Here is a 25,973-nt window from a genome sequence, read left to right as displayed (position 1 = left end):
TCGTCGATGGGAAACCGTCATGGCCGGGCTTGTCCCGGCCATCCACGCGTCGGCGTAGTGACGCCCCAAGACGTGGATGCCCGGGACGAGCCCGGGCATGACGTGGGTGGGGATGCGTAGAACGGCGCGCGCTTACGCGAACCCGTGCTTCTTCTTGCTCTCCAGTTCCTGCGTCTTGAAGGCGTTGAAGCGCGGCAGGAACTTGTCCCAGTCGATGATGTGGGCGTCGATTTCCGGGCCGTCGATGCAGGCGTGCTTGCGCACCAGCTTGCCGTCGATCGTCACCGGCACCATGCAGGCGCCGCACATCCCCGTCGCATCCACCATGATCGAGTTGAGGCTCGCCACGGTCTTCACACCATACGGCTTGGTGAGGTCGGAGACCGCCCGCATCATCAGCGGCGGGCCGATCGCGATCACCTCGGCGATGGTGCGGCCTTTGCCTTCCTGGTTGGCCTTCATCATTTCCTCGAGCGGGCCGGTGACGAAGCCTTTGACGCCGTAGGAGCCGTCATTGGTGGTGTAGATCAGCGACAGCTGGTCGCCGAACTCCTGCTTCAGCTTGCCGACGCGCTCGTCGTCGCCGGTCCAGAACAGGAACTCCTTGGCGCGGAAGCCGGAGATCAGCGTCACGTGGTTGCCGAGCCGCAGGTGCTCGCGCATGATCGGATAGACCGGCGGCAGGCCGACGCCGCCGGCGCAGAACACCACGGTCTGGTTGCCCTCGTAGCGGTGCAACTCGGAGGCGCGGCCGAGCGGGCCGGCGACGCCGCTGAACGCGTCGCCGATCGCCATCCGGTTGATCTCCAGCGACGAGGTGCCCATGCCCTGCACGACGAGGTCGATGGTGCCTTTCTCGGCGTCCCAATCGGCCAGGGTCAGCGGGATCAGTTCGCCCTTCTCCCACGGCAGCACGCGGACGAACTGTCCGGCCTGGGCCGAGCGCGCCACCATCGGGGCCCGCACGGTGAACTCGACGATGCCGCCGGCCAGCGGCACCTTGTTCACGATCGTCTGCGCCACCTGGCCGAGCTCGGTGTACTTCGCGGCGCGTTCGACCCTGTCCTTGATCTCGGCCGGGGTGAACGGAATCTCGCCGACGATCTCGCGCGCCGCCGCCTGGCCGTCGCCGGCCGCGCGGATCGCGGTGGAGCCGCCGCGGGCAGCGTCGCCGCCGGTGTAGACGTCCTTGATCGAGGTCCGCTGCGAGCCTTCTTCGACCTCGATGGTGCCCCATTTGTTGGTCTTCAGGCCCGGCTCGGCGTCCTTCATGATCGGGTTGGCGGTGTTGCCCAGCGCCATGATCACGAGGTCGACCGGCACCCGCTCGATCTGCCCGGTCGGCTTCGGGCTGCGGCGACCGGACTTGTCGGGCTCGCCGAGCTCGTTGACGTCGAGCAGCGCGTGGGTGACGAAATGGGTGTGGTCGTCGCCGATGAATTCGCGCGGCGCGCGCAGCACCGCGAGGTTGATGTTCTCTTCCAGCGCGTGATGCAGCTCCTCGACGCGGGCCGGCATCTCGCTCTTGGTGCGGCGATACACGATGGTGACGTTGCCGCCGAGCCGCTTGGCGGTGCGCGCCGCATCCATCGCGGTGTTGCCGCCGCCGATCACGAACACGTTCTTGTCTTTGACTTCCGGCAGCGGCGTCTCGTAGCGATCGTCGAGGCCGCGCATCAGATTGACGCGGGTCAGGAACTCGTTGGCCGACATCACGCCGAGCAGATGCTCGCCGGGCACGTTCATGAAGGTCGGCAGGCCGGCGCCGGTGCCGACGAAGATCTTCCAGAAGCCTTCGGCTTTCAGGTCTTCGAGCGTCGCCGTCTTGCCGACCACAAAATTCTTCACGAAGCGGCCGCCGAGCAGGATGATCTTCTCGACCACATCGTCGATCAGCGTATTGGGCAGCCGGAATTCAGGAATGCCGTAGCGCAGCACGCCGCCGAGATCGTGGAACGCCTCGAAGATCGTGACCGGAAAACCTTCGACCGCCAGCAAGTAAGCGTTGATCAGGCCGGACGGGCCGGAGCCGACCACCGCGATCGGCGGCTTCACCGCCGCGGCCCACGGCGAGATCCGGCCGGCGAAGCGCTCATTGGCGTTCGGGTTGGTGAGCTTCTGATGCTCGGGCAGATACCATTCGATCTGGCCGATCTCGATCGGCCGCTTGGTGTGGGTGCAGACGCCCTGGCACTGCAGTTCCTGCGGGCAGACGCGGCCGGTGACGTTCGGCAGCGGGTTGCAGCTCTCGATCAGCTCCAAGGCTTCGCGGTGCTTGCCGTTGCCGAGCAGGTCCAGCATCTCGGGGATGTGGATCTTCACCGGGCAACCGCCCTTCGGCTCCTTCTTGCCCTGGATCAGCACGCCGAGTTCGCACGGCTTGTCGTCGCACTGCTTGTCGCGCATCACTTCGAGCCAGACGAACAGCTCGCACTCGCGCAAGGAGTAGCCGATCGACTGGTAGCCGAGATAGCCCTGGTTGACGAGTTCGAAGTCGATCGCGCGCTCTTCCGCCGGACGGATGTAGGGCGGGATGAACGCCTCGCCCGGCCAGCCTTCCGACAGGTTCTCGAACATCGGGTAGCGGCCGCGCAGATGCACGTCGATCGCCTTGATGAACTTGCGCTTGAACTTCAGCGGCAGCGCCCAGATGAAGCGCTGCAGGATCGTCGACATGTCGTCGCCGCGGGCGAGCAGATTCCACAGCGTGGTGGTGAAGGCTTCACCCAGCTCCGGCTGCTGGAATTCCCAGACGATCGCCTGGGTGCCGTCGGCGATGAACATGTTGCGCAGCGACGCCGGGTCGTTGACCAGGCGCTTCTGCAACAGCGCGAGCTGCTTCTGGAAGACGCCGACAGCTTCGCTGTTCTGCAGCTCTTCCAGTTCGCTCTTGGAGCTTTCCAGCGTGCTGCGCGCCTGCTGGTAGCGCAGCACGTCGCTGGAGACCGTTCCGGTGACCTCGCTCATCGAATGATCTCCGCATCGCAGTTGGCCGCTGCGCGGCTCAGTTTGGCCGACAGTTCAGGCGTCACCTTGAGCTTGCTGAACACGCCCGGGATGACGTGGGCGACGTCCTTCGGGGCGCCGTCGACGACGATCTTGGTGAGTTCGAACACTTCCGGCACGTCCTGGTAGCAGCTCTTGCAGTTGGTGCACTTGCCGAGATCCGCATCGTCGATGTGGATCGGCTCGGCGCCGTTGCCGCCCGCCGCCTTGGCGCCGTTGGTCGGCGCTGCCGCCGCCGGAGCCGCCGCAAAGCCGTTCATCAGCGCGCCGAAGCCGCCGGCCGCCGGCGCGTTGGACGAGGCCGCCAGCTCGCTCATGCCGCGCGCGATCTGATCGAGCGACGACTCGCGAGCCTTGACCTGTTCCTCGTACTGCTGCTGCAGCGCCTCCAGCTCGACGCGGTGGCTCTCGTCGAGCGCACGGACGTCGAATCCGGCCAGCACCTGCAGGGTGCGCCAGTACTTGCGCCGCTCCTCGACCAACGCCACCACGGTCTCGCCGACCGACAGCTTGATCAGCTTCTTGTCGGCGTCGGTGGCGGTGATGAACGGCGTCTTGCCGGCACGCGCGGCCGGATCGAGCGCGACGTATTCGTCGATCGGCAGCGCGTCCGCATCCTTCTTCAGCGGCTTGAACTGCTTGCGGAAGCGGACTTCGGTGTGAGCGAAGTCGGCCGGCGTCAGCTTGGTTTTCAGAAGCTGCAGCTTGCCGCCCTCGTCGACATATTCGATCGTCTTCGTCGCCCAGTCCTGATCGGCTTCGGGGTTGCCGTCGAGCGAGAACGCGCGCTCGTTCTTGCCGGTCTTGCGCGGATCGTGAACGAACACCGGATTCATCCGGCTTTCGACCGCGAGACGCGCCTGGCGGCTTGCCGCGGCGTCGCCGATGCCGTGCTCGGCCTGGCACGGCGTGTAGACGTCGAGCACCGCCGGCGACGAGGTGTGGTTCAGGAACTCCATCACGTTCTTCAGGAAGTGGCCCTGCAGCGCGGTCGCGGTCTGCACCACGAACACGCTCGGATGGAACGAGGCGATCAGGCCGAGTTCCTTGCGGGATTCCTGCTTGCCGTGCTGGGCGATGCCGAACCGCGACAGGTCGCTGTCCTGGCCGGTGAGGCTCGCCGTCGAGGTCTGGCCGCCGGTGTTGGAATAGGCGCCGGTGTTCAGCACCACGACCTTGATCGGGGTCTTGGTGGCGAGCAGACGCGACAGCGCGCCGAAGCCGATGTCGTAGGTGGCGCCGTCGCCGCCCATGCTCAGCACGGTCGGCAGCATCGCCCGCTCTTCCGGCGTGAACTCGCTCCAGCCGAAATAACGGAAGTAACCGTCGTGCTTGGCCGCATCATAGGCGTCGGCCAGTTCGAGCTTGGCGATGCGCAGCGCCCGGAAGTCCTCGGACGCCTTGGCGGTGAGACCTTCGAAGATGCCCTTGGCGACCGCCGGCGTGTCCTGGAACAGGCTGTTCACCCACGGATCGGTATAGGGATTGAACGGGAAGGTCGACGCATAGACGCTCGAGCAGCCGGTGGCGTTGGCGATCACCATGCCGGACGGGCCGTTGCCGGTCGGGCCGCTCTCGTACAGATACAGCCGCTTCTCCAGCGTCTTCAGGGTCTGGTCGATCCGGGCTGCGCGGGCGTCGTCGCCGGCCACCAGCGCCCGCTTGGCATTGAGCTGATCGATCAGGGTCTCCAGCTCGCGGATGTGCTCCTTGCGGCGCTTGTCGTGGATCGCGTGGTTGGTCGAGGTGACGAGACGGATTGCGGTGACTTCGCCGCAGCCGCGGCAGGCGCCGTGGCCGCCGGTGGTCGCGTAGTAATTGGCGCGATCGAGCATCAGCCGCTTGGTCTCACCTTCCGGCCTGGTGGCGCTTTCGGTGAACCGCGCCGGGGTGTTCGGGGTGCGGCTGAGGAATTCGAACCGCGCCTGGAGCTGCTCCAGCATCGGTTCGTCCTGCTCACGATCGACCAGCGCGCCGGGGCCGCAGACGTCGATACATTCGAGGCAGCCCGAGCACTTCCACGGGTCGACGCTCACCGAGTACAGCCCGCCGGTGCCCGGCTGGCTCTTCTCCATCGCGTCGAAGAACGGCCGGGTGCGGGCCACCGGATACACCGACAGCGCCGCCGACAGCTTGCCGAAGTTGCGGTTCAGCGTCGCGTTGTCGACGTTCAGCGCTTCGGCGGCCTGCGCCACAATGTCGTGGAACGGCTTGTCGTCCTTAGCCTGGCGATACACGTCGCGGATCGCTTCGGTCAGCGCCGGAACCTTCTCGCGCAGGCTGTCCTGCTGGGCCGGCGCGATGTCGAGCTGCTTGATCGCGGTCAGCAGCAGTTCATGGATGTCGTGCACCGCGTTCGGGATCGCGGCGTCGGGGCAGACCAGCGCGCATTCCATGCAGCCGGTGCACAGGTCGGCCTTGAACTCCGGCACGTTGCGGCGGAACAGGCCCTTGTCCTTGGCGGCGGCGGAGCCGGCCGGCATGAACATGCCGATGCCCGGCAGCACCGGAGCCTCCGCAATGGTGCCGTCGCGGAACGGCGCAGCCAGCACGTCGTCGTAGTACTGCGGATCGAGGAAGCCCGCCGCCGAGGCCGGCGCCGCGACGCGGCACATCGAGGCCGAGATCGAAGCGTCGCGCTTGGCTTTCGGGGCGGCCTTGATGGCGTCTTCGCTGAACTCGGCGGCGTCGTAGTCGACCTTGTGGGTCGCTTCGAGGCCCTCGCGGATCACCGACATGTTGCCTTCGACGATGTCGCCGCCCTTGGCGCCGAACTTCTTCGAGATCTGCTGGCGGATCTTGTTCAGCATCGCTTCCTGCGAGGCGTCAGCCACCACGCGGTCGACGTTGCCGCACACCGCGCCGATGAAGGCGATGCCCATCATGCGGGTTTCGAGTTCGGCGGTCGGGGCGTGGCGCTTGGCCACCGCAAACGCGTCGATCACGTAGAACTTGATCTTCTTGTCGCGGATGGTCTGCCGCGCCTTGGCCGGCAGGTCACGCCACACTTCGATTGGCGTAAGGTTGGTCTGCAGGATGAAGGTGCCGCCCGCCACCAGGCCGCGCAGCGGGTTGGTGTGCACGAATACCTTGTGGTCCGGCGAGATCACGATCTCGACGTCTTCAAGCTCGGCATTGGTGATCTTCACCGGCTCCGGCGACAGCGTGATGTAGTAGTTGGTCGGGGCGCCGCTCTTCTCCGAGCCGTATTTCGGCGCCGACTTCGAATGCATGTCGAGCGCGCCGGCCAGGATGTCGGTCAGCAGCTTGCCCGACGCGATCGTGCCGTAGCCGCCGATCGAGTGGAAGCGGATACGGAACGCCTGCGGCGGCAGCAGGTTCGGGTTCTGCCCGGTCTCCAGCGCCATGTACTGGGTTTCCGGATAGGCCGCCTTCAGCCTCGACTGCAGCGCCTCCATCCGCGGCGACGGATTCTCGGTGAAGAACTTGGTGCCGAGATACACGAACGGAGCCGAATCCTGCTTCTCCATGTTGGCGTAGCAGGCGATCAGGTCGCGCGGCTGCAGGTCATGGCCGCCAAGACCGAAGATCGCGGTGGTGATCTTCGGCAGCTTGGCGAGCGCCGGGATGCCGGCATGACGCACGCCGGCGTCGCCGTTTTCGCGCGCCTTGCACAGCGCCTGGGTGACGAGCTGGGTCAGCGCGGTGACGTCCGAGCGCTCCAGCACGGTGACGGCGGTCTTGCCGGCCAGCGCTTCGACCAGTTCCGCTTCCGGGAACGGCTGCAGCATCTTGATCGACACCACGCCGACCTTCTTGCCCTGCGAGCGCAAGTACGCCGCGACCGCTTCGGCGTCGTCGGTGACCGAGCCGAGGCCGACCACGACGTGCTCGGCGTCGTCGCACATGTAAGTCATCACCGGCTTGTATTCGCGGCCGGTGAGCGCGGCGTATTCGGCCATCGCTTCCTTGACGAAGCGCGGCACCGCATTGGCGAAGTGGGTGCGGTGATCGACGGCGCCGGCCTGGAAGTCGGGCTGGTTCTGCACGCCGCCGGTCAGGCCCGGATTGTCGATGTCGACCAGCGCCGGCACGAGCTGCCGGGTGCCCTTTTCGGGCGCGTTGATCCACTGCCGCTTCCACTGCCCGCGCAGCTCTTCGGGCACGTAAGCGAGCGTCTCGGCCACGATGGTGCCGGCGTTATCGGTCTCGATCGTGTCGGCGTTGTCGTCGAGGAATGTCTTGAGCGAGGCGAGTTCGGTCGGCATGAAGTCGGCTTCGTGCCGCAGCAGATACTGCTTGAGCTGGAACACGCGGCCCTTGGCGCCGAACAGCATCTCCTGCGCCACGGTCGGGCATTTGATGCGACCGGCGGGGTCGCCGAGGAATTCCTTGAGCAGCTCCGGCTCCGGCATCAGCGCTTCGGACAGCATGTGCGAGGTGGCAAAGCCGTCCATCGCATTGGCAACCGGGATCAGCGAAGTGGCGGCGACCTTGTAGGAGATCGCGGCGAGATCCGCGGCTTCCTGCGGATTGGAGCCGAACAGGATGGTGTAGCCCGACGACAGCAGCGCATAGACGTCGTCATGGCCGGCCATCACGTTGAGCGAGTGCTTCGACACCACGCGGGCTGCGACCTGCAGCACGAAACCGCCGACCTTCTTGCCGACGGTGACATAGTGCGACTCCAGGCCGTACAGGATGCCCTGGCTCGACGAGGCGTTGGACACGAACTTGCCGCCGGTCAGCGCCGCGCCGAGCGCGCCGGACTGCGCCGAGTGCTCGCCTTCCGGCTCGAAGAAGAACGGATGCTTGCCCCAGACGTTGCAGCCGCCGGAGGAGCGGAACGCCTCATAGATTTCCGAGATCTCGGTCGAAGGCGTGATCGGGTAGCCGATGACGCCGCCGCAGACATGCCCCATCACCTGCGCGACCGCGCCGTTGCCGTGGATCACTGAGGGGATGCCGGGATATTTTGCGTTCATGGGGTCCGTCCGTTCTTGCGTGTCTTGCGTTGAATCGGCGGAGCGAACCCGCCGTGTTGCGTCGGCCACGTTTGGGAAAGGTGTATCGATGCCGGGCGGCTGCTGAGGCAGCGGCCGGGCAGAACCTCCTCGTGGCCTTTAGATTGACTACTCGCGAGGTATCAGGGCCTCGCTGGCAGAGACGTTGCGTTGTGTGCGGTGCGATAGCACGCAGGGGGAACCCCCGATTTGACGCGCATCAAAGCGCAAAAAATATGCGTCAGAGAGCAATAAAATTACACAGCGCCTAATTCGAGGGCGGCGTCAGTTGCTGTTGCAGATGAACCTTGCTCGCGGCTGATTCATTGGTCCAAAAGCAGAATTTCCTCTCTGCCGAAATCGCTATATAGTGATGTATATGACGAAGGCCGAGCTGGCGGGTATCCGCCCGCCGCTACGGCTAATTCCGAGCGGAGCGCCGCGCGGCGGCGAGGGATCGATGACATTCGACTCGCAATGCGATCTGGCGGCGCTGGTCTATGAGCCCGGTGAAGATCCGGACCGGGTGCTCGGCGAATTCGCGGCCGAGCTCAACTCACAGGGATACCGCGCGGTCGGCCTGGTGCAGGTCGGCGCTCGCGGCGACGGCCCCCGCGGGCTCTCTGCTCGGCTGGTGCATTCCGGAGAGCAGGTTTCGCTGTATCAGGATCTCGGGCCGATGGCCGAAGGCTGCCGGCTCGATCCGGGCCGCCTCCTCGATGCCGGCGCACGGGTCGCAGATGCTCTGGCGCAGGGCGCCGACCTTCTGATCATCAATCGGTTCGGTCAGCAGGAGAGCGAGGGCAAGGGCCTGCTGCACCTGATCGTCGAAGCGCTGAGTGCCGACATTCCGCTGGTGATCGCGGTGCCGAGCCACCGCTTCGACGCCTGGATCAGGTTTGCCGAGGGGATGAGCGTGCGGTTGAGTTGCGAGCGGCGCGCGCTCGATCAATGGTGGGGAAAGCTGCACGGTCGCGGCTCGAGCCGTGCCGCCCGCCCTTATGTCAGCGTCTGCGAGGCGCTGAAATGAAAGGCGGGCGCGTCGCGATGCTGATCGGACCGTCCGCGAAGCCGTCAGTCGACGGCGACCAGCACGTCGGACGCCTTGATCACGGCCATCGCCGGCTGACCCTTGGCGAGCTTCAGCTCGTCGGCGGATTCGTTGGTGATGGAAGCGGTGACGATCGCACCGCCGCCGATGTCGATGCGGACATGCGAGGTGGTGGCGCCCTTGACGACGTCGACGATGGTGCCCTTGAGCTGATTGCGCGCGCTGATTTTCATATTGGCTCTCCAGTTACTGTTGGCCGTATTGGAATTACCGTTATATAGTTTAAACTCATGACGACCAGTTCGACCAAATGACGAGGCTGTCTGGCATGTCGATCGAGGCGACCGTCACGCTGAAGACGAAGGAGATTTCCGGAGTCGGGCGCGACCGTATCAGGCTACTCCAGGCGGTGGCGCGCGAGGGCAGTATCACGGCCGGCGCGAAGGCGGCGGGCCTCAGCTACAAGGCCGCCTGGGATGCGCTCGACGCGATGACCAACCTGTTCGGCCGCCCGCTGCTGGAAACCCGCACCGGCGGCAAGGCCGGAGGCGGCGCCCAACTCACCCCGACCGGCATCAAGGTGATCGAGGCGTTCGGACGGCTCGAGGCCGAGATGGCGCGGGTGTTTCGCAACCTCGAGCCCGAACTCGCCGGCAGCGGCATCACCCCGATCAACCTCGTGTCCGGATTTTTCATGAAGACCAGCGCCCGCAACGCCCTCCGCGGCGTGATCACGGACATCAAGGCCGATACGCTGAGCGCCGAAGTCGCCGTGGCGGTGTCGCCCGACACCACGATCTACGCGCTGCTCACCACCGAAAGCGTGCGCAGCCTCGGCCTGGTGGCCGGCCGCGAAGCGATCGTGCTGATCAAGGCGCCGTTCGTGATGATCGCGCCCGGTCACCAGCCGCCGCTGGTGTCGGCGCGCAATTGCGTGCGCGGCATCGTCCGCCGCGCCGACGTTTCCGCCGTCAATGCCGAGATCGTGCTCGACATCGGCGGCGACAAGACGCTCGCGGCCTCGGTCACCGCGCGCAGCGCCGGCGACCTCAAGCTGGCCCCCGGTGACCCGGCCTGCGCGGTGTTCGACGCCGCGCACGTCATCGTCGCGATCGATTGATCCCCATGCATCCGCGGCATTGCGAGGAGCGAGGCGACGAAGCAATCCAGAAGTACCGTGCAACTGGCTTGATTGCTTCGTCGGCTGTGCCTCCTCGCAATGACGGATGAGAGTTCATTGTCAGCACCTAGGAGCCATGCCTTGAAACACGTCCTCAAACTCGCGCTGCTCGGCGCAGCTTTCGCCGCCGGCCTCGCCTCCGCACCGGCCCTCGCCGATTCCGCCAAGGTGGCGGTCGCTGCGAACTTCACCGAGCCGGTGAAGGAGATCGCCGCTGCGTTCAAGGCCAAGACCGGCCACGAGCTGGTGCTGTCGTTCGGCGCCAGCGGCCAGTTCTTCACCCAGATCACCCAGGATGCGCCGTTCGAAGTGTTCCTGTCGGCGGATTCGGCGCGGCCGAAGAAGCTCGCCGACGAGGGCTTCGGCGTGAAGGGCACCGTGTTCACCTACGCGGTCGGCAAGCTGGTGCTGTGGAGCAAGTCGCCGGGCGTCGTGAAGGGCGAAGAAACGCTGAAGCAGGCTTCGATCGCCAAGGTGTCGATCTGCAATCCCACTGCCGCGCCCTACGGCGCCGCCGCGGTCGAGACCATGCAGGCGCTGAAGCTGTACGACGATCTGAAGCCGAAGCTGGTCGAAGGCGCCAACATCACCCAGGCCTATCAGTTCGTGCAGACCGGCAACGCCGAGATCGGCTTCGTGGCGCTCTCGCAGGTGATCAATGACAAGGACGGTTCGCGCTGGATGGTGCCGCAGAATCTGTACAAGCCGATCACCCAGGACGCGGTGCTGCTGAAGAAGGGCGAAAACAGCGCCGCCGCCAAGGCGTTCCTCGACTTCCTCAAGGGCCCGGAGGCGAGCGCGATCATCGAGAAGTTCGGCTACGAAGTCCCGAAGCCGAAGGCGAGCTGAGGACGTCTATGCGGGCGCATCTCTCCCTGATTGCGAAGCGTTTCAGCCCAATGCACGGCGCTTCGCTCCCTCTCCCCGCGTGCGGGGAGAGGGCTGGGGTGAGGGGGCTTCGCCTCGAGCCTGAGCCGCTCGGCCGCGTGGAAGCGCCCCCTCACCCGACCGTCCTCGCTTCGCTCCGACGGTCGACCTCTCCCCGCACGCGGGGAGAGGTTAGTCCGGCGCGCCTCGCACAAAGCACGGGTAGCCGATGACCAATCTCCCTCCCGACATCTGGCAGCCGGTGTGGCTCACCATCGAGCTGGCGGCGATTACCACGGTGATCCTGCTGATCGTCGGCACGCCGATCGCGTGGTGGCTGGCGCGCTCCAAGGCGTGGTGGAAGGAAGGCGTCGCCGCGGTGGTGGCGCTGCCACTGGTGCTGCCGCCGACCGTTCTCGGCTTCTATCTGTTGGTGCTGATGGGCCCCGACGGTCCCGGCGGCGCGCTGGCGTCGCTGTGGGGCGGCCGCACCCTGGCGTTCACTTTCGGCGGCCTGGTGTTCGGCTCGGTGATCTATTCGATGCCGTTCGTGGTGCAGCCGATCCGCAATGCGTTCGATGCGATCGGCGATCGTCCGCTGGAAGTCGCCGCGACGCTGCGCGCCTCGCCGCTGAAGGCGTTCTGGACGGTGGCGGTGCCGCTGGCGCGGCCGGGCTTTCTCGCCGGCGCGGTGCTCGGCTTCGCCCACACCGTCGGCGAGTTCGGCATCGTGCTGATGATCGGCGGCAACATTCCGGGCAGCACCAAGGTGCTGTCGGTCGCGATCTACGACTATGTCGAGACCGCGCAATGGCGCGAGGCCAACATCCTGGCCGGCGGCATGGCGGCATTCGCCTTCGTGGTGATCCTCACCATGATGACGCTGGAAAAGCGAACCGCACGGATCAGGGCATGAGGGCGCTGTCGCCTCCCAGCATTCGCGCAGCGTTTCGGGGCCGGCTCGGCGGCTTCACGCTGGATGCCGCCTTCACGGTGCCGGCCACCGGCATCACCGGGCTGTTCGGACCGTCCGGCTGCGGCAAATCCAGCGTGCTGCGCTGTCTGGCCGGGCTGCAGCATCTGCCCGGGAGCAACTGCGAGGTCGGCGGTGAAGTCTGGCAGGACGACTCCACCTTCCTGAAACCGCATCACCGGCCGATCGGCTATGTGTTCCAGGAAGCCAGCCTGTTTCAGCACCTGTCGGTCAAGGCCAATCTGTTGTACGGCGCGCCGCGCAGTTCCGGCGAGGCCCGCGCCGACGCGGTCGGCTTCGACGAGGTGATCGAGCTGCTCGGTCTTTCGAGGCTGCTCGAGCGGTCGCCGCGCAACCTGTCCGGCGGCGAGCGGCAGCGCGTCGCGATCGGCCGGGCGCTGCTGTCGCAGCCGAAACTTCTGCTGATGGACGAGCCGCTGTCGGCGCTGGACCGGCTGACCAAGGACGAGATCCTGCCGTTCCTGGAGCGGCTGCACGCGCGGCTGTCGCTGCCGGTGATCTATGTCAGTCACGACATCACCGAGATCGAACGGCTCGCCGACCATCTGGTGCTGATGCATTCCGGCAAGGTGCTGGCGGTCGGCCCGCTCGCCGAGTTGCAGAGCGACCCCAATCTGCCGCTGGCGATCGCGCGTGATGCCGCGGTGAATTTCGACGCGACCGTCGAGAGCTACGACACCGACTACGGCCTGCTGACGCTGCGGATCGACGGCGGGCGGCTGCTGGTGCCGTCGCCGCCGGCTGCGCGCGGCGAATTGCGACGGGTGCGGATCGCGGCCAGCGATGTCAGCCTGGCGCGCGAGCCGCCGCATGCGAGTTCGATCCTGAACGCCCTGCCGGCGCGGATCGCCTCGGTGTCGCCGATCGGCGGCAACGAAGTGCTGGTGGTGCTGACACTCGGACGAGACGGCGACGGCGGCCGGCTGCTGGCACGGCTCAGCCGGCGGTCGTGGGATCTGCTGCGGCTCGCCGAGGGCGTCGACGTCTATGCGCAGATCAAAGGTGTCGCGCTCGCGCCGGGCCGCGACGGCCATGCGTAGTTGGCCGGATGGTTAGTCCCGTGCGGCCGGCACGAACTTCGCATTCTCATTGCTGATCGCTGCAACGGCGGCGTCGGTGACTACGCGACTACCAGTCGTGTCGGGTCAGCGACGGCGCGCGTTCGTATCTCATGAAGGAGACTCGACAATGTCGTTCGAAAGCAATCAATCGATGCCGATCGCGGCGCTGCGCGGCGGGCCCGGAACGCCGGCGGCCGACGTGCTGACCGCATTCGCGTTGCGCCGCAAGGCCGAAGGCGTCGACATCGTCGGCGTGATCGTGCCGCCGGAGGACACCGGCCGCGGCCATCACGGCCATGGCCATGGCGCAGGTCATGGCGGCGGCCACGAAGGCTGCGAATGCCGCAGCGAACTGGTCGACATCGCCACCGGCGATCGCTACGCGATGCATCAGGATCTCGGCTCGGGATCACAGGCCTGCAATCTCAACTCGTCGTCGCTGGCGCTGGCTGCGGGGGCGGTCGAGCGCGCGGTGGCGCGCAAGCCGGCGCTGGTGGTGCTGAGCCGGTTCGGCGGCCAGGAAGCGGTACGCGGCGGGCTGATGTCGGCGTTCCAGGCGGCGATCGCCGCCGGCGTGCCGGTCGCCTGCGTGGTGACGCCGAAGGCCGAAGACGTCTGGAACGATTTCGCCCAGGGGCTGTCGGTGTCGCTGCCGCCGGAGGCGGAGGCGCTGGAAGCGTGGTGGCGCGATCACGCCCTGGGGCGGAACGCGGCGTGATCGGACCGGGTCGCGCCCGCCCGGGCGCGATACCAGGCCTCGAACAGGCTGGACGCGTAGGCGCTCTCGTAGCGTCCCGTCAGGTACGCCGCTGCCGCTTCGAGGCTCTTCCGGCCGGTCCAGGCCGGAGGCAGCGCGGATCCGGCCGGCGAGGTCTGCGGCGTCGCCGTCATCCGAAGAGCCTCGGCGACGGCGGCGGGATTCGGAGCAAGTCCCGCGTTGCGCTGGACGCCCAGCAGCAGCGCCGCCGCGCCCGTGACCAGGGCAGCCGCGACGTTTGGATGGCTCCGCCGCACCACCCGCCCCTCCAAGGTTGCGCCGGATACGCTCGATCCTGGGGCGGCGATCCCGATGTCGTTCAGATCGCCGTCATGGCCGCCGAGCGGCTGCCCGGCACCATCCAGGGCGGCGACCGGCAGCAAGTTCAAGGTGCCGCACCGGCGCAAAAGGGTACTGCACCCCTGGCGGTCGGCACTGGCGACAATCAGCGTATTGCGGGCGTTGCACCGCGCGATTGCGCTCGCCAGCGAGGGGCCAGGGTACCATGGTTGTTCGAACGAGCCGGCGCCGATCAGGATGATCTGCGCGTCGTAGTCCAGGGCCCGATTCATCGCGTAGGCGAGATCGGCTTGTGCGCACATCAGACGACTGTCGCGGAAGATCGGCGCGATCACGCCTCGGCACAGCGGTGCAATGCCCTCGACCGACCGGCAGGGCTGACCGAAGATCAGGCTGGCCAGATGAGTGCCCTGCGCGGTCGATGGCGCATCCTCATCACTGCGCTGCGTCACCACGGTGTGGAGCGGCGTCAGCGGCGCGCCGATGAAACAGTCATGAGTCCGATCGACAGGACCGTCCAGCACCGCGACAGCGATGTCGCGATCGCCGCCGCCGAACGCAAACAGCAGCTCCTGGTGGAGCTCGCTTCCAGAAACGCCAATCATGACCCCGCCCGCACCGAATGCTACTGCGACCTGCGCAGGCAGCTCGCTCCTGCTTGCGCTCCTGCAACCGCCAGTTTGCTTCTATTTGTTACGCAATTTTCGTACCGATCAAGATAGATGTTCCATATTCCTTATTGCGTCGCGGAACGTCTCCTTATCGATGCGGCCTCAGCGTGAAAATGGCGTGATTGACGCGTGAAAAGTGTTAGTTTGACCCCGAAAGTGGGAGGGAGCTGCAGGATGGCAGCAAATTCGCAGCGGTTTGCGCTTCGGCTGCTCGGCCCTTTCGAACTCACGGCGCCGGGGGGGCGCCGGGTCGAGATCACCAGCAAGAAGGGGGCAGCCGTCATCGCGATGCTGGCCATGTCCCGCGATGGCGAGCGAACCCGCGGCTGGTTGCAGGATCGGCTGTGGGGCAGTCGCCGCAAGGCAGAGGCTGCAGGTAGCTTGCGCCGGGAGCTGTCGAACCTGAGAAAGCTGGTGAACTCGCAAGACGCGGCTTTGCTGGTCGGGGACCGCGACAGGGTTCGGCTGCGAACCGATCTGATCGATATCGATATCTTCATCGCCCGACCGGGCGCCTCGACAGGCGAATTTCTCGAAGGCCTCGATATTCCCAGCGAGCGCGGCTTTGGCGAGTGGCTGCGGGAGCAGCGCGCGGGGCTGAAGCTCCCCTCGGGCGAGGCGCTGCCAGCGCTCGGGGGCGTCGGTACCGGCTTGCTGCCGTCCCACATCGTGGACATCTCACAACCGCCGGTGGGGTTTGCCGGCCGGCCGGCGATCGCGGTGCTGCCGTTCGCCAATGCCACCGGCGACGAGACGCTGGACTATCTGGCCGAAGGCATCGGTGAGGAACTGATCGTCGGGTTGTCGCGGATCCGCTGGCTCCCGGTGATCTCGCGCAATTCCAGCTTCTCGTTCAGCGAAAGCGACGATCGCAAGCTGATCGGTCAGCGACTCGGCGCCCAATATCTGGTCGACGGCCGCCTGTACCGCGCCCACGATTCGTATGGCGTATCGGCGTCCTTGTCGGAGGCAATCACCGGCTATTCGTTGTGGTCGCGGCGGTTCACGTTGAAGTCGCCGACGGCCCACAACGAACTCGAACCGTTCGTCAATGAATTAGTGGCGCAGCTCGAGAGCCGGATCGATCACGCCGAGCAGATCCGCATTCGCGGCAAACGGCAGGACCGTCTCGGCGTCAGTGATCTAATCTGGCGCGGTCGCTGGCACCTCAACCGTCTGACCCGTGCGGATTCCGAAATGGCGCAGGAGCTGTTTGCCGAAGCGCTGGCGCTCGATCCCAACTCACCCGAAGCGCTGATCCAGGCGACGGCGGCGCTGGCGTGGTCGATCTGGGCCGGCCGCCAGCCTCAGGAGCAGATCCTGCGGATGCGCAAGCTGGCGCAGCAGGGGATGCTCGCCGATCCCGACGACGGGCGCGGCTTCATGCTTGCCGGTATCGCCGAGATGTGGCTGCGGCACCCGAACGAGGCGAAGAACCTGCTGAAGCAGGCGATCACGCTGACGCCCAGCCTGGCGCTTGCGCATGCCCAGCTCGGCGGCTGCTTCAACCTCGCCGGCGAGCCCGACCGGGCCATTGTCCAGCTCAAGACCGCGATGCGGCTGTCGTCGAACGATCCCAACATCTTCTATTCGCTGGGCGAGCTGGCCCTGGCCCACACCATGCTGGGACAGTGGCCGGAGGCGATCGAACACGCCACTTTGTCTCTGGCGCGCCGGCCGGCCTATTGGTACGCGCACGTCCTCAAGATCAACGCGCTGGTGCGGATCGGCCAGCTCGACGCAGCGCGGATCGCCTGCGACGAATTGCTCGCCATCAAGCCGACCTTCTCGAGACGCTTTCTGGATTGGCTGCCGTTCGTCGATCGCACCTGGGTCGATCATCTCGTCGAAGGGCTGAAGTTGGTACCGGGCCGGCCGCCGGATTGGCCGGAGCGGGACAGTCGGGAAACGGCTGCGTAGGATCAGTGGCGTTGAACGCGGTGTTCTGCGGCACATCGGGTACCGCCGTCTTCACCGTCAGATCTGCTGGGCGACCTGTTCGAGGCCCATGGTGCGGGCCAGCTTGCGAACTTCCTGCTTCTGATCCTCGCGCAACTGGAACAGCAGCGGCATCGCGGCGAATTTGAGCTGCTGGACCTCGGTGCTGTCCGGATCGATCATCGGCGTTCCGCCGTCACGGGTGTGCGAGTTCGCATCCAGCTTCCGCCCGATCGCGCGCAGCGCCTGCTCGACCGAGGGCCAATAATATTCCTGCGACGACGACAGATTGAGACGGGTCTTGATCTTCGCGATCTGGCCGTCGCTGAGCAGCGCTTCCTTTGCGGCCGGCTTCGGCTTCGGCCTGTGAGCCGGTGCGGTGGCGATCACCGGCGGCAGCTTGCTGGTGGCTTTCGGAGCTGCGCTCGGCTCGGGCGAGGCCGCCTCGGGAATCACCGCGACCGGCAGTTCGTCGGTGGCATAAGCAAGCCGGACCGGCTTGGTCGGGTTACTCGGCTCCGCAGCAGCCGCCGCGGTCAGGTCTTCAGCGGGCTGTTCTTCAGCAGGTCGTTCCTGAGCGGCTTCGAGCTCGGCCGCTGCGGGCTGCAGTCGTGCGACCTCGAGCTTGTCGGCTTTCAGTTCGCGATTGGCGACAGGCTGCCCGATCGCGGCGACGCCGGCAGAACCTGCGGCGGGCACGCTGGCACGCGCAAGGATGCTGGCCGCGGACACACTGGCCAGAAGCACGCAGGCCAACGCGGAAAGGGTAACGACCTTGGTCAAGCTGATCTCCGTCGCGGCGACGAATGACTGTCGGTATTGCGCAAGAATGCAGACGAAATATGGCTGCCGGCAACTTGCGGCTGTTCTGCCGGCCGCAGCGGTTCCGGCCGGCTGCGAGGATCAGGCCGCCGCGTACATCGGCATTTCGGCGAGCTCGTAAGCTTCCTGGATGTCGGCGATGATTTCCGAGGCCTCCCACAGCGCATCCGGCGCGACCGACTGGATGCTGATCGTCCAGTTGCCGCCTTTGCGGGTGCGGGGCGTGGCGACGATGTCGAACCGGACGTCGCGGCACAGCGGATGGCGGTGCAGCGCGTGAGCAACCCGGATGCGGAGTTCGTCGAGAGTCGCGGAAGTCTTTTCGACATACAGCATGGCGACGTCCACTTCGGCTGTGGTGTACGCCGGCGATGCAGGATCGATCGTCCCGAGAGCCCCGCGTCGCGGCGGCTCTATTGATGGGCTAGGGATGGTTAATGGGGTCTTAAATTGATCCCGGCGGCCCGGCGGCCTCGTGGAAATACGCGGAGCGATCCCTGCAGCCGAAATCCCTGGCGTATCAGCGCTGCTCGACCACGAGGTTCTGGATCGCGCGGCCGAAATAACCGTCGACATCCGCCAGCTTCGACGATGCGATCCCGGCGCCGTCCGGCCCCAGCCACATCTCCGAGTTCAGCAACACCCAGTCGCCGACCGGCTGCCGTCCGAAGAACACGTTGAGGTCGGCGTTGATGAAGGTCCAGTGCTTGAAATCCAGGATCGACGAAGTCGCGTTGCTGAAGTCGGCGGCGACCACGGCGCGCATCGCCTGCGAGGTCGGCCGCCCTTCCACGAGTGGTCGGTCGGCGCGATACCAGGTCGCGCCGGGCCCGATCTCGCCGAAGCCGCCATAGACCTTGCGCAGCGACATCCCGCCGACGAACGGATTGCGCGTGAAGTTCGGGTCGAGCGGCGGGCAGTCGTCGGGGTGCGGCACGTCGAGCGGCGGGTGCTCGATGTCGTCCGGCAGATCAGGCGGAGCGACGCGGATCTTCAGCACCGTGGCGCCGACCACGACGACGCCTTTCGACAGCAGCCGCACGGCGCAGAGCTGGATCTTGCGGCCCTCGCGCAGCACCTCGGTCTGATAGGTCAGCGGCCCCACCGGCACCGGCCGCAACAGGTCGACGGTGACACGCGAGATCTGCATCGGCGACGGCGTCGGGATCTGCTCGGCCAGATGGGTCACGAGCGCCGACGGCGGCGAGCCGTGCTGCATCGTCGGATCCCACGGCCCGGCCGCATTCGGGCTGGTTTCGATATTGATGCCGTCGATGCGATAGATGGAGTCCATGCGGTGACTTCCACGAGTTGAGCTGGCGAGATCGAAGCTCCCGTCACTGCGAACGGAGCGAAGCAATCCAGGGCCCGGTGCACGGAGCTGGATTGCGTCGTCGTTTCACGCCTCGCAATGACAGGAGTAGCAGAGGAGACGACGGTTATCGCCTCACAGCGGCGGGTCGATCGCCTCGTCGTATTCCTTCTTGAAGCGGGCGATCAGTTCGCCGGCGGGCAGCACCGCGTCGATGCTGCCGATGCCCTGGCCCGCACCCCAGATCTCCTTCCAGGCTTTCGGCTTGGCGCGCTCGCCGGATTCGTCGGTGCCGAAATTCATCTTCGACGGATCGGACTGTTCGAGATTGTCCGGGTCCATCCCCGCCGCGACGATCGACGGCTTCAGGTAGTTGCCGTGCACGCCGGTGAACAGGTTGGAGTACACGATGTCGTCGGCGCCGGAGGTGGTGATCATCTCCTTGTAGCGCTCGACCGCGTTGGCTTCCCTTGTGGCGATGAAGGCCGAGCCGATATAGGCGAAGTCGGCGCCGAGCACGCGAGCGGCGCGGATCGCGCGGCCGTTGGCGATCGCGCCGGACAGGGCGATCGGTCCGTTGTACCAGGCGCGCGTTTCGGTGACGAAGGCGAACGGCGATTGCATTCCGGCGTGGCCGCCGGCGCCGGCCGCCACCAGGATCAGTCCGTCGGCGCCCTTCTCGACCGCCTTGTGGGCGAACTTCTGGTTGATGACGTCGTGGAACACGATGCCGCCCCAGTTGTGCGCGGCCTGGTTCAGCTCCTCACGGGCGCCGAGCGAGGTGATCAGCATCGGCACCTTGTGCTTCTCACACAGCGCGAGGTCGGCATCGAGCCGGTTGTTGGATTTGTGCACGATCTGGTTGACGGCGAACGGCGCCGACGGACGCTCGGGATGCGCCTTGTCGTAGGCCGCGAGCTCTTCCTTGATCTGGTGCAGCCATTCGTCGAGCAGCGCCGCGGGACGCGCGTTCAGCGCCGGAAACGATCCGACCACGCCGGCCTTGCATTGCGCGATCACCAGCTCGGGCCCCGAGATAATGAACAGCGGTGAGCCGATCACCGGGACCGACAGGCGGCCCTTGAACAATGCAGGCATGGGCATTCGAGTTTCTCCTTGTTTGTTGTGTTTGGCGGCGCGACCGCGGCGACACAAAAGCAAGCGAGGAACCGACCTGCAAGGTGGGATTTGGCGAATTCGCAGTCTTTCGACGCAAGCGCGCGCTTCGTCGCATAGATCACGGGCCGATTACTGGCACCATGCCCGTGTGACGAAATTTTCGGTGCGGCAATCGCCCGGTTCGCGCGGCCGTCCGGGGATCAGCACCTTGGCGGAGCACTTCTCGGTGGAGTCGACGCCGAGGCTCTTGCCGAGAGTGTAGCCCTTCGATCGGCACAGGATGTCGGCGGCTGCCTGGCAGTTCGGCCCGCTGCCGGGCACCACGGGGCAGACCTGGTGCCCGGTGACCACCGACGGCACCATCGGCGAGGATGGTGCGGGCGAAGGGGACGGCGGCAGCGGTGATGGTGCGGGGCCGGCGACCGGCGCGGGTGGAGGCGGTAGTGGCTGCTCGCCGGGTGGCCGCAGAGATCGTTCGCCGGCGTCGTCGCGACCGAACGATGGCAGCAGCTTCGACGGGCTGCTCAGCAGTTTCTGGATTTCGTTGACGAGGCCCGGATTGTCGCGCGGCGGTGGCGGCGGGCGATCTCCCGGCGGCGGGGGTGGCGGCGCGGGCTGCGCCGCGGCCGGCGCGCCGGCAGAAAGCAACGCCAGCATCACGGCAGCGGCGACGACGATGCGCTGCGGCCGAAGACATCGGCGCAACATGCGGTTCGGAGTGGGCATGACCTGACCCTACGCCGATGCGCCGGCGGAGAGAAGCCGGTTGTCCAGCCCTGGCTCTACACCAGCTTGAAGGCGATCACGAAACCAAGCACCAGCACCACTGCCCCGATCGTCACCCAGAGCCCGAGCCGCTTCTCGATCTGCTCGCGGATCACGACGCCGTAGCGGTTCAGCACGATCGCGACGATGAAGAACCGGCCGCCGCGGGCGATGATCGAAAACAGGATGAACGACCAGATGTCGTAGCCCGCGAAGCCCGACGTGATGGTGACCAGCTTGTAGGGAATCGGGGTGAGGCCCTTGAGCAGGATGATCCAGGCGCCCCATTCTGCATAGCCGGCGCGGAATGCCTCGACCTTGTCGGCGTAGCCGTAAAGCTGGATCAGCCAGTGCCCGACCGAGTCGTACAGCAATGCGCCGATCGCGTAGCCGACGACCCCGCCGGCCACCGAGGTGACCGTGCACAGCCCCGCATAGAACCAGGCGCGCTGCGGCCGCGCCAGCGACATCGGGATCAGCATCACGTCCGGCGGCACCGGAAAGAACGAGCTTTCCGCGAACGAGACCAGGCCGAGAATCCAGAGAGCGTAGGGCTTGTGGGCGGCGTCGATGCACCAGTCGTAGATTTTGCGCAACATGGGCCGCGATCAACCATTCCGTCGCTGGTTTGTCCATGACGCAAAAAGCACAGATGCCGGAGAACAGCTTCAGCGGCGCTTGCGCACCACGCGCGCCTCTTGCTGCGGCACGGAACGGCGGGCGGGGCGGGGCGGAGGCGGCTTGCCGACGTCGACGCTCGATTTCGGCAGCTTTTCGGCGATGCCGAGCAGGTTCTCCCGACGTCGCATCTCGGCCCAGACGTCCTCGGGGCGGACGCCGGCCGAAGCCCACAGCACGGTGAGATTGTACAGCAAATCGGCACTCTCGCGGACCACCGCTTCGCGGTTGCCGGCGACGGCATCGATCACCACCTCGATCGCTTCCTCGGCAAGCTTCTTGGCCATCTTGCCGGAACCGCGCTGAAACAGCCGAGCCGTCCGCGAGGTCGCGGGATCGAGATCCCGCGCCGCCAGCACGGCCTGATAGAGGCGGTCGAGCGAATCAGTCATTCCAATAGCTTAGCTGGTTTCAATGTCAGTCGTGTAAACGCAACTCAGACGCGACGTCCGCCTTTCGAGGTGGTCGTCGCGTCGTCCGAACTGAAATGCGCGTTTTCAGTAGCCGTAGTAGTACGGTCGTGGTCCATAAGGTACGCCATAATAGCGCGGACCGCCGTAATAGGCCGGCCCAGGGCCGTAATAGCCCGGTCCGGGTCCGTAGTAATAGCGGTAGCGACTTTCGTACGCGTCGCGTCGCGCTTGAGCGGCCGCGATCGCGCCGATCGTTCCGATGATCCCGACGAACGCCGCGGCGGCGGCCGCATTGTTGTTGCCGCCACGGCGGACATGGCGTCGCTTACGGGCGCTGACGTCGGTGAGCGGAGCGGCCTCCGTCGCCGGGGCCGCGCTCTGCACCTTGCCAGGAGTGGCGGCGAAGGCCGCGGCGGGTTCGAACACCGGCACGGCCAGCGCCACAGCGGTGACGATCGCGACGGCCCGGCCGCCCGACCACAAGGATTTGCGCTTCTGCATCTGCATCCTCCGCCTGACGCGGTTGTGTCTGGGAGATCCGCAGAGACAACCGCTGTCAAGCAGCTATGGTTCCGTTTTGGAAACACAAGGAGCGCTGCGGCGGGACCTGGTTCCGAGAGCGATCAAGAAAATGGCCGGGACGTGCCCGGCCATTCGGTCGCGTCAAGCTGGCAGCTCGGCTGAGGACTCAGCCCTTGGCGAGCTGCTGGTCGAGGTCGTGCAGCACCTGGTAGCACGGCAGCACCTGCGCGACGGAGGCGTTCGGTTCGCGGCCGTCGCGGATCGCGGCGAAGAACTCGCGGTCCTGCAGCTCGATGCCGTTCATCGAGACGTCGACCTTGGAGACGTCGATCTTCTCTTCCTTGCCGTTCACCAGATCGTCGTAGCGGGCGATGTAGGTGCCGTTGTCGCAGATGTAGCGGAAGAAGGTGCCGAGCGGGCCGTCATTGTTGAACGAGAGCGACAGCGTGCAGATCGCGCCGTTGGCCGCCTTGAGCTGGATCGACATGTCCATGGCGATGCCGAGATCCGGATGGATCGGGCCCTGCACCGCATTAGCCTTCACGATCGGCGAGCCGGCCTGATAGGCGAACAGATCGACGGTGTGGGCGGCGTGGTGCCACAGCAGGTGATCGGTCCAGCTGCGCGGCTGGCCGAGCGCATTCATGTTGGTGCGGCGGAAGAAGTAGGTCTGCACATCCATCTGCTGGATGTTGAGCTCGCCGGCCTTGATCTTGTTGTGCACGTACTGATGGCTCGGATTGAAGCGGCGGGTGTGGCCGCACATCGCCACCAGCCCGGTCTGCTTCTGCAGATCGACCACCGCCTGCGCGTCCTTCAGCGAGTCCGCCAGCGGGATTTCGATCTGGACGTGCTTGCCGGCCCGCAGGCAGTCGATGCCCTGCTGCGCGTGCATCTGGGTCGGGGTGCACAGGATGACGGCATCGACCTCCTTGATCGCCAGCGCGTCGGCGAGGTCGGTCGAGACGTGCGCGATGCCGTACTTCTTGGCGACCTCCTGGGTCGGCTCCAGCCGGCGGCCGATCAGCGACACCACCTCGACGCCGTCGATGTTCTTGATGCCGTCGAGATGCTTGATGCCGAACGCGCCCGCTCCCGCGAGCGCGACCTTGATCGTCTGTGCCATGTCAGGCGTTCTCCAGAATGAGGTGGCCGACCGCGGTGTTGCTGGCCGGGACGTGATAGAAACGGTGGGCGACCTTGGGCTTGGGTCCGCCGGTGGCGTCGGCCATCGCGCCACGCGCGATCAGCCACATCACCAGCTCGATGCCTTCCGAGCCCGCCTCGCGGACGTAGTCGATATGCGGCTTCTGCGACAACCCTTCCGGATCGTTGATGAGCTGATCCAGGAAGGCGTTGTCCCATTCGCGGTTGATCAGGCCGGCGCGCGGGCCCTGCAGCTGGTGGCTCATGCCGCCGGTGCCCCAGATCTGCACGTTGAGATCTTCGTCGTAGGACCGGATCGCCTTGCCGATCGCCTGGCCGAGCATGTAGCAGCGCCGGCCCGACGGCACCGGATATTGCACCACGTTGACGGCGAACGGGATCACCGGGCACGGCCAGGCCTGCGGCTCGCCGCACATCAGGCTGAGCGGCACGGTGAGGCCATGGTCGACATCCATCTTGTTGACGATGGTGAGATCGAAATCGTCCTGGATCACCGACTGGGCGATGTGCGCGGCGAGCCGCGGATGGCCGATCACCTTCGGCACCGGGCGCGGCCCCCAGCCTTCGTCGGCCGGCTGATATTCCGCCGCGGTGCCGATCGCGAAGGTCGGGATCAGGTCGAGGCTGAAGGCGGTTGCGTGATCGTTGAACACCAGGAAGATCACGTCGGGCTTCTGGTCGTTCAGCCACTGCTTGGAGAACTCGTAACCCTTGAACACCGGCTTCCAATAGTCTTCGCCGGTCTTTTGCATGTCGATCGCGGCGCCGATCGCCGGAACGTGCGAGGTATAAACGCTGGCGGTGATCCGGGCCATTACTTCTTCTCCCCGACGTAGCGATTGCCGTCGATCGGACGGCCACCGCCGACCATCATGTTGCGATATTCCTCTTCGGTCATCCCGGTCATCGAGCCGGCCATCTGCTGGAAGCTCTTGCCGTCGGTGGCGCCGATCTTGGCGAGGAAGTAGATGTTGCCGCCGAGCGCGATGCAGCGGTTGAGGTCGCGATCGAGCACCGCCTGCTTCTGCTCTTCCGTCATCGGCCACTCGTCGAGATAGGCGCGCTCGTCCGCCTTGAAGCGGGTGCGGTTCTCGGCCTTCATCAGCGACATGCAGAACTGGTTCAGATGATAGCCCTGGCGTGACATGTCGGCGTCGAAGATCGTGGTGCCGGGCACGTCGGTGTAGGGTTTGTCGAGGGGCATGGTGGGGTCTCCTCTGTGTTTCATGTTATTAGCTCGTCATGGTCGGGCTTGTCCCGGCCATCCACGTTCTTGTTGCGGAGCGTCCGCTTTCGTGGATGCCCGGGACAAGCCCGGGCATGACGGTGTTACTTCTCCTCCGGCCAATACAGCCTCATCGGGTTATCGACCAGCAGTTTGCGTTGAAGTTCCGGCGTCGTCGCGATGTGCGGGATGAAGTCGACCAGCAGGCCGTCGTCGGGCATGTGGTCCTTCAGGTTCGGGTGCGGCCAGTCGGTGCCCCACAGCACGCGGTCCGGGAAAGTTTCGACGATGCGGCGGGCGAACGGCACCACGTCGCGATAGGCGGATCGCTCGCCGTTCAGCGCCGGCGGACCGGACACCGACAGCCGCTCCGGGCAGCTGACCTTCGACCAGACATTGCCGTGCTCGCGCATGAAACGGACGAACAGTTCGAACTCCGGCCCGTCGACCGGCTTGGTGACATCCGGCCGGCCCATGTGATCGACCACCACGGTGGTCGGCAGCGCGGTGAAGAAGTCCCACAGCTCCGGCAGGTCCACCGCCTCGAAATAGATCACCACGTGCCAGCCGAGCTGCTTGATGCGCTCGGCGATCTCGACCAGCTCGTCCTTCGGGGTGAAGTCGACAAGCCGCTTGACGAAGTTGAAGCGCACACCGCGGACGCCGGCATCATGCATCGCCTGCAGCTCGGCATCGGTGACGCTGCGCTTGACGGTCGCGACGCCGCGCGCCTTGCCGCCCGAATTCACCAGCGCATCGATCATCGCGCGGTTGTCGGCGCCGTGACAGGTCGCCTGCACCACGACATTGCGGGTAAAGCCGAGATGGTCGCGCAGCGCATAAAGTTGTTCGTTGGAAGCGTCGCACGGCGTGTATTTGCGCTCCGGCGCGAACGGAAATTCTTCACCCGGCCCAAACACATGACAATGCGCGTCGACAGCGCCTGCCGGGACTTTGAATTTCGGCCTCGACGGCCCTTGGTACCAGTCCAGCCAGCCGGAGGTCTTTTCGAAGGTCATTCAGGTACTCGTCTCAAATCAGCGCGCGTCACAGTGCGCGCTCGTTTAAGTCAGTCGTTGTTACGCCTCGGCCTCTCGCTCCCCTCCCCCTTGCGGGGAGGGGTCGGGGGTGGGGGGCCCCAGGCACTGCGACTCGTGGACC

General features: G+C 65.9%; 23 protein-coding genes. 7 read left to right on the top strand and 16 right to left on the bottom strand.

Features of this window, described 5'->3' with window-relative positions; all coding sequences use genetic code 11:
- Positions 1–132 precede the first annotated feature (132 nt).
- Both DWA33_RS04090 and DWA33_RS04085 read right to left on the bottom strand, forming a co-directional pair.
- A complete protein-coding gene (locus tag DWA33_RS04090; protein ID WP_114356812.1) occupies positions 133–2,967 on the bottom strand; it encodes a sulfide/dihydroorotate dehydrogenase-like FAD/NAD-binding protein in 2,835 nt (944 codons plus the stop codon).
- A complete protein-coding gene (locus DWA33_RS04085) occupies positions 2,964–7,952 on the bottom strand; it encodes a 2-oxoacid:acceptor oxidoreductase family protein (RefSeq protein ID WP_114356811.1) in 4,989 nt (1,662 codons plus the stop codon). Before DWA33_RS04085 ends, DWA33_RS04090 begins: the two co-directional genes overlap by 4 nt.
- A gap of 478 nt (positions 7,953–8,430) precedes the next feature.
- Here DWA33_RS04085 and DWA33_RS04080 point away from each other — a divergent pair, with 478 nt between their 5' ends.
- Positions 8,431–9,000: a DUF2478 domain-containing protein gene (locus DWA33_RS04080; protein WP_114356842.1), complete on the top strand. Its 570-nt coding sequence runs from the start codon at positions 8,431–8,433 to the stop codon at positions 8,998–9,000.
- Between the two features lie 44 nt (positions 9,001–9,044).
- Here DWA33_RS04080 and DWA33_RS04075 read toward each other — a convergent pair whose 3' ends face one another.
- Positions 9,045–9,254, bottom strand: a complete 210-nt coding sequence (locus DWA33_RS04075; RefSeq protein ID WP_114356810.1) for a TOBE domain-containing protein — start codon at positions 9,252–9,254, stop codon at positions 9,045–9,047.
- Positions 9,255–9,349: 95 nt separating this feature from the next.
- Here DWA33_RS04075 and DWA33_RS04070 point away from each other — a divergent pair, with 95 nt between their 5' ends.
- From DWA33_RS04070 to DWA33_RS04050, 5 genes are all read left to right on the top strand, one after another.
- Positions 9,350–10,141 (top strand): TOBE domain-containing protein, encoded by a 792-nt coding sequence (locus tag DWA33_RS04070; protein WP_114356809.1) that lies wholly within the window; start codon positions 9,350–9,352, stop codon positions 10,139–10,141.
- A gap of 99 nt (positions 10,142–10,240) precedes the next feature.
- Positions 10,241–11,050: a molybdate ABC transporter substrate-binding protein gene (gene modA / locus DWA33_RS04065; protein WP_430707856.1), complete on the top strand. Its 810-nt coding sequence runs from the start codon at positions 10,241–10,243 to the stop codon at positions 11,048–11,050.
- Positions 11,051–11,297: 247 nt separating this feature from the next.
- Positions 11,298–11,984, top strand: a complete 687-nt coding sequence (gene modB / locus DWA33_RS04060; RefSeq protein WP_114356807.1) for a molybdate ABC transporter permease subunit — start codon at positions 11,298–11,300, stop codon at positions 11,982–11,984.
- Complete coding sequence (gene modC / locus DWA33_RS04055; protein WP_114356806.1) at positions 11,981–13,102, top strand: molybdenum ABC transporter ATP-binding protein; 1,122 nt, start codon at positions 11,981–11,983, stop codon at positions 13,100–13,102. The genes modB and modC overlap by 4 nt, the downstream gene beginning before the upstream one ends.
- Positions 13,103–13,250: 148 nt before the next feature.
- The gene (locus tag DWA33_RS04050) at positions 13,251–13,841 is read left to right on the top strand and encodes a DUF2478 domain-containing protein (RefSeq protein WP_114356805.1); all 591 of its coding nucleotides are present in this window, start codon (positions 13,251–13,253) and stop codon (positions 13,839–13,841) included.
- Here the strand turns inward: DWA33_RS04050 and DWA33_RS04045 are convergent.
- Complete coding sequence (locus tag DWA33_RS04045) at positions 13,814–14,785, bottom strand: S8 family serine peptidase (protein ID WP_114356804.1); 972 nt, start codon at positions 14,783–14,785, stop codon at positions 13,814–13,816. The genes DWA33_RS04050 and DWA33_RS04045 overlap by 28 nt on opposite strands.
- Before the next feature lie 240 nt (positions 14,786–15,025).
- Here DWA33_RS04045 and DWA33_RS04040 point away from each other — a divergent pair, with 240 nt between their 5' ends.
- A complete protein-coding gene (locus DWA33_RS04040) occupies positions 15,026–16,771 on the top strand; it encodes a hypothetical protein (RefSeq protein WP_114356803.1) in 1,746 nt (581 codons plus the stop codon).
- A 57-nt stretch (positions 16,772–16,828) separates the two neighbouring features.
- Here DWA33_RS04040 and DWA33_RS04035 read toward each other — a convergent pair whose 3' ends face one another.
- The 12 genes from DWA33_RS04035 to DWA33_RS03980 form a co-directional block, all read right to left on the bottom strand.
- On the bottom strand, positions 16,829–17,572 hold the full coding sequence (locus DWA33_RS04035; RefSeq protein WP_114356802.1) for a hypothetical protein: 744 nt from the start codon (positions 17,570–17,572) through the stop codon (positions 16,829–16,831).
- Positions 17,573–17,692: 120 nt separating this feature from the next.
- On the bottom strand, positions 17,693–17,947 hold the full coding sequence (locus DWA33_RS04030) for a hypothetical protein (RefSeq protein WP_114356841.1): 255 nt from the start codon (positions 17,945–17,947) through the stop codon (positions 17,693–17,695).
- 184 nt (positions 17,948–18,131) lie between these two features.
- Complete coding sequence (locus DWA33_RS04025) at positions 18,132–18,905, bottom strand: thioesterase family protein (RefSeq protein WP_114356801.1); 774 nt, start codon at positions 18,903–18,905, stop codon at positions 18,132–18,134.
- Between the two features lie 153 nt (positions 18,906–19,058).
- On the bottom strand, positions 19,059–20,027 hold the full coding sequence (locus tag DWA33_RS04020; protein ID WP_114356800.1) for an NAD(P)H-dependent flavin oxidoreductase: 969 nt from the start codon (positions 20,025–20,027) through the stop codon (positions 19,059–19,061).
- Between the two features lie 144 nt (positions 20,028–20,171).
- Positions 20,172–20,768 carry a hypothetical protein gene (locus DWA33_RS04015; protein ID WP_114356799.1) on the bottom strand — a complete coding sequence of 199 codons (597 nt, stop codon included), beginning with the start codon at positions 20,766–20,768 and terminating at the stop codon, positions 20,172–20,174.
- Between the two features lie 56 nt (positions 20,769–20,824).
- Positions 20,825–21,406 (bottom strand): YqaA family protein, encoded by a 582-nt coding sequence (locus DWA33_RS04010; RefSeq protein ID WP_114356798.1) that lies wholly within the window; start codon positions 21,404–21,406, stop codon positions 20,825–20,827.
- A gap of 69 nt (positions 21,407–21,475) precedes the next feature.
- Positions 21,476–21,877, bottom strand: a complete 402-nt coding sequence (gene hisE / locus DWA33_RS04005) for a phosphoribosyl-ATP diphosphatase (protein WP_114356797.1) — start codon at positions 21,875–21,877, stop codon at positions 21,476–21,478.
- Positions 21,878–21,982: 105 nt separating this feature from the next.
- Positions 21,983–22,399 carry a hypothetical protein gene (locus tag DWA33_RS04000; protein ID WP_114356840.1) on the bottom strand — a complete coding sequence of 139 codons (417 nt, stop codon included), beginning with the start codon at positions 22,397–22,399 and terminating at the stop codon, positions 21,983–21,985.
- Positions 22,400–22,586: 187 nt separating this feature from the next.
- Positions 22,587–23,546, bottom strand: a complete 960-nt coding sequence (locus DWA33_RS03995; protein ID WP_114356796.1) for a Gfo/Idh/MocA family oxidoreductase — start codon at positions 23,544–23,546, stop codon at positions 22,587–22,589.
- A 1-nt stretch (position 23,547) separates the two neighbouring features.
- A complete protein-coding gene (locus DWA33_RS03990) occupies positions 23,548–24,402 on the bottom strand; it encodes a class III extradiol dioxygenase subunit beta (RefSeq protein ID WP_114356795.1) in 855 nt (284 codons plus the stop codon).
- A complete protein-coding gene (gene ligA / locus DWA33_RS03985) occupies positions 24,402–24,791 on the bottom strand; it encodes a protocatechuate 4,5-dioxygenase subunit alpha (protein WP_114356794.1) in 390 nt (129 codons plus the stop codon). The genes DWA33_RS03990 and ligA overlap by 1 nt, the downstream gene beginning before the upstream one ends.
- A gap of 125 nt (positions 24,792–24,916) precedes the next feature.
- Positions 24,917–25,831 (bottom strand): amidohydrolase family protein, encoded by a 915-nt coding sequence (locus tag DWA33_RS03980; protein WP_114356793.1) that lies wholly within the window; start codon positions 25,829–25,831, stop codon positions 24,917–24,919.
- Positions 25,832–25,973: the final 142 nt, after the last annotated feature.

The organism is Rhodopseudomonas pentothenatexigens, assembly GCF_900218015.1.
In the GTDB taxonomy this organism is placed as follows: Bacteria; Pseudomonadota; Alphaproteobacteria; order Rhizobiales; family Xanthobacteraceae; genus Rhodopseudomonas; species Rhodopseudomonas pentothenatexigens.
The sequence above is the reverse complement of the archived record's forward strand: the minus strand, read 5'-3'. Positions and strand labels throughout refer to the sequence as shown.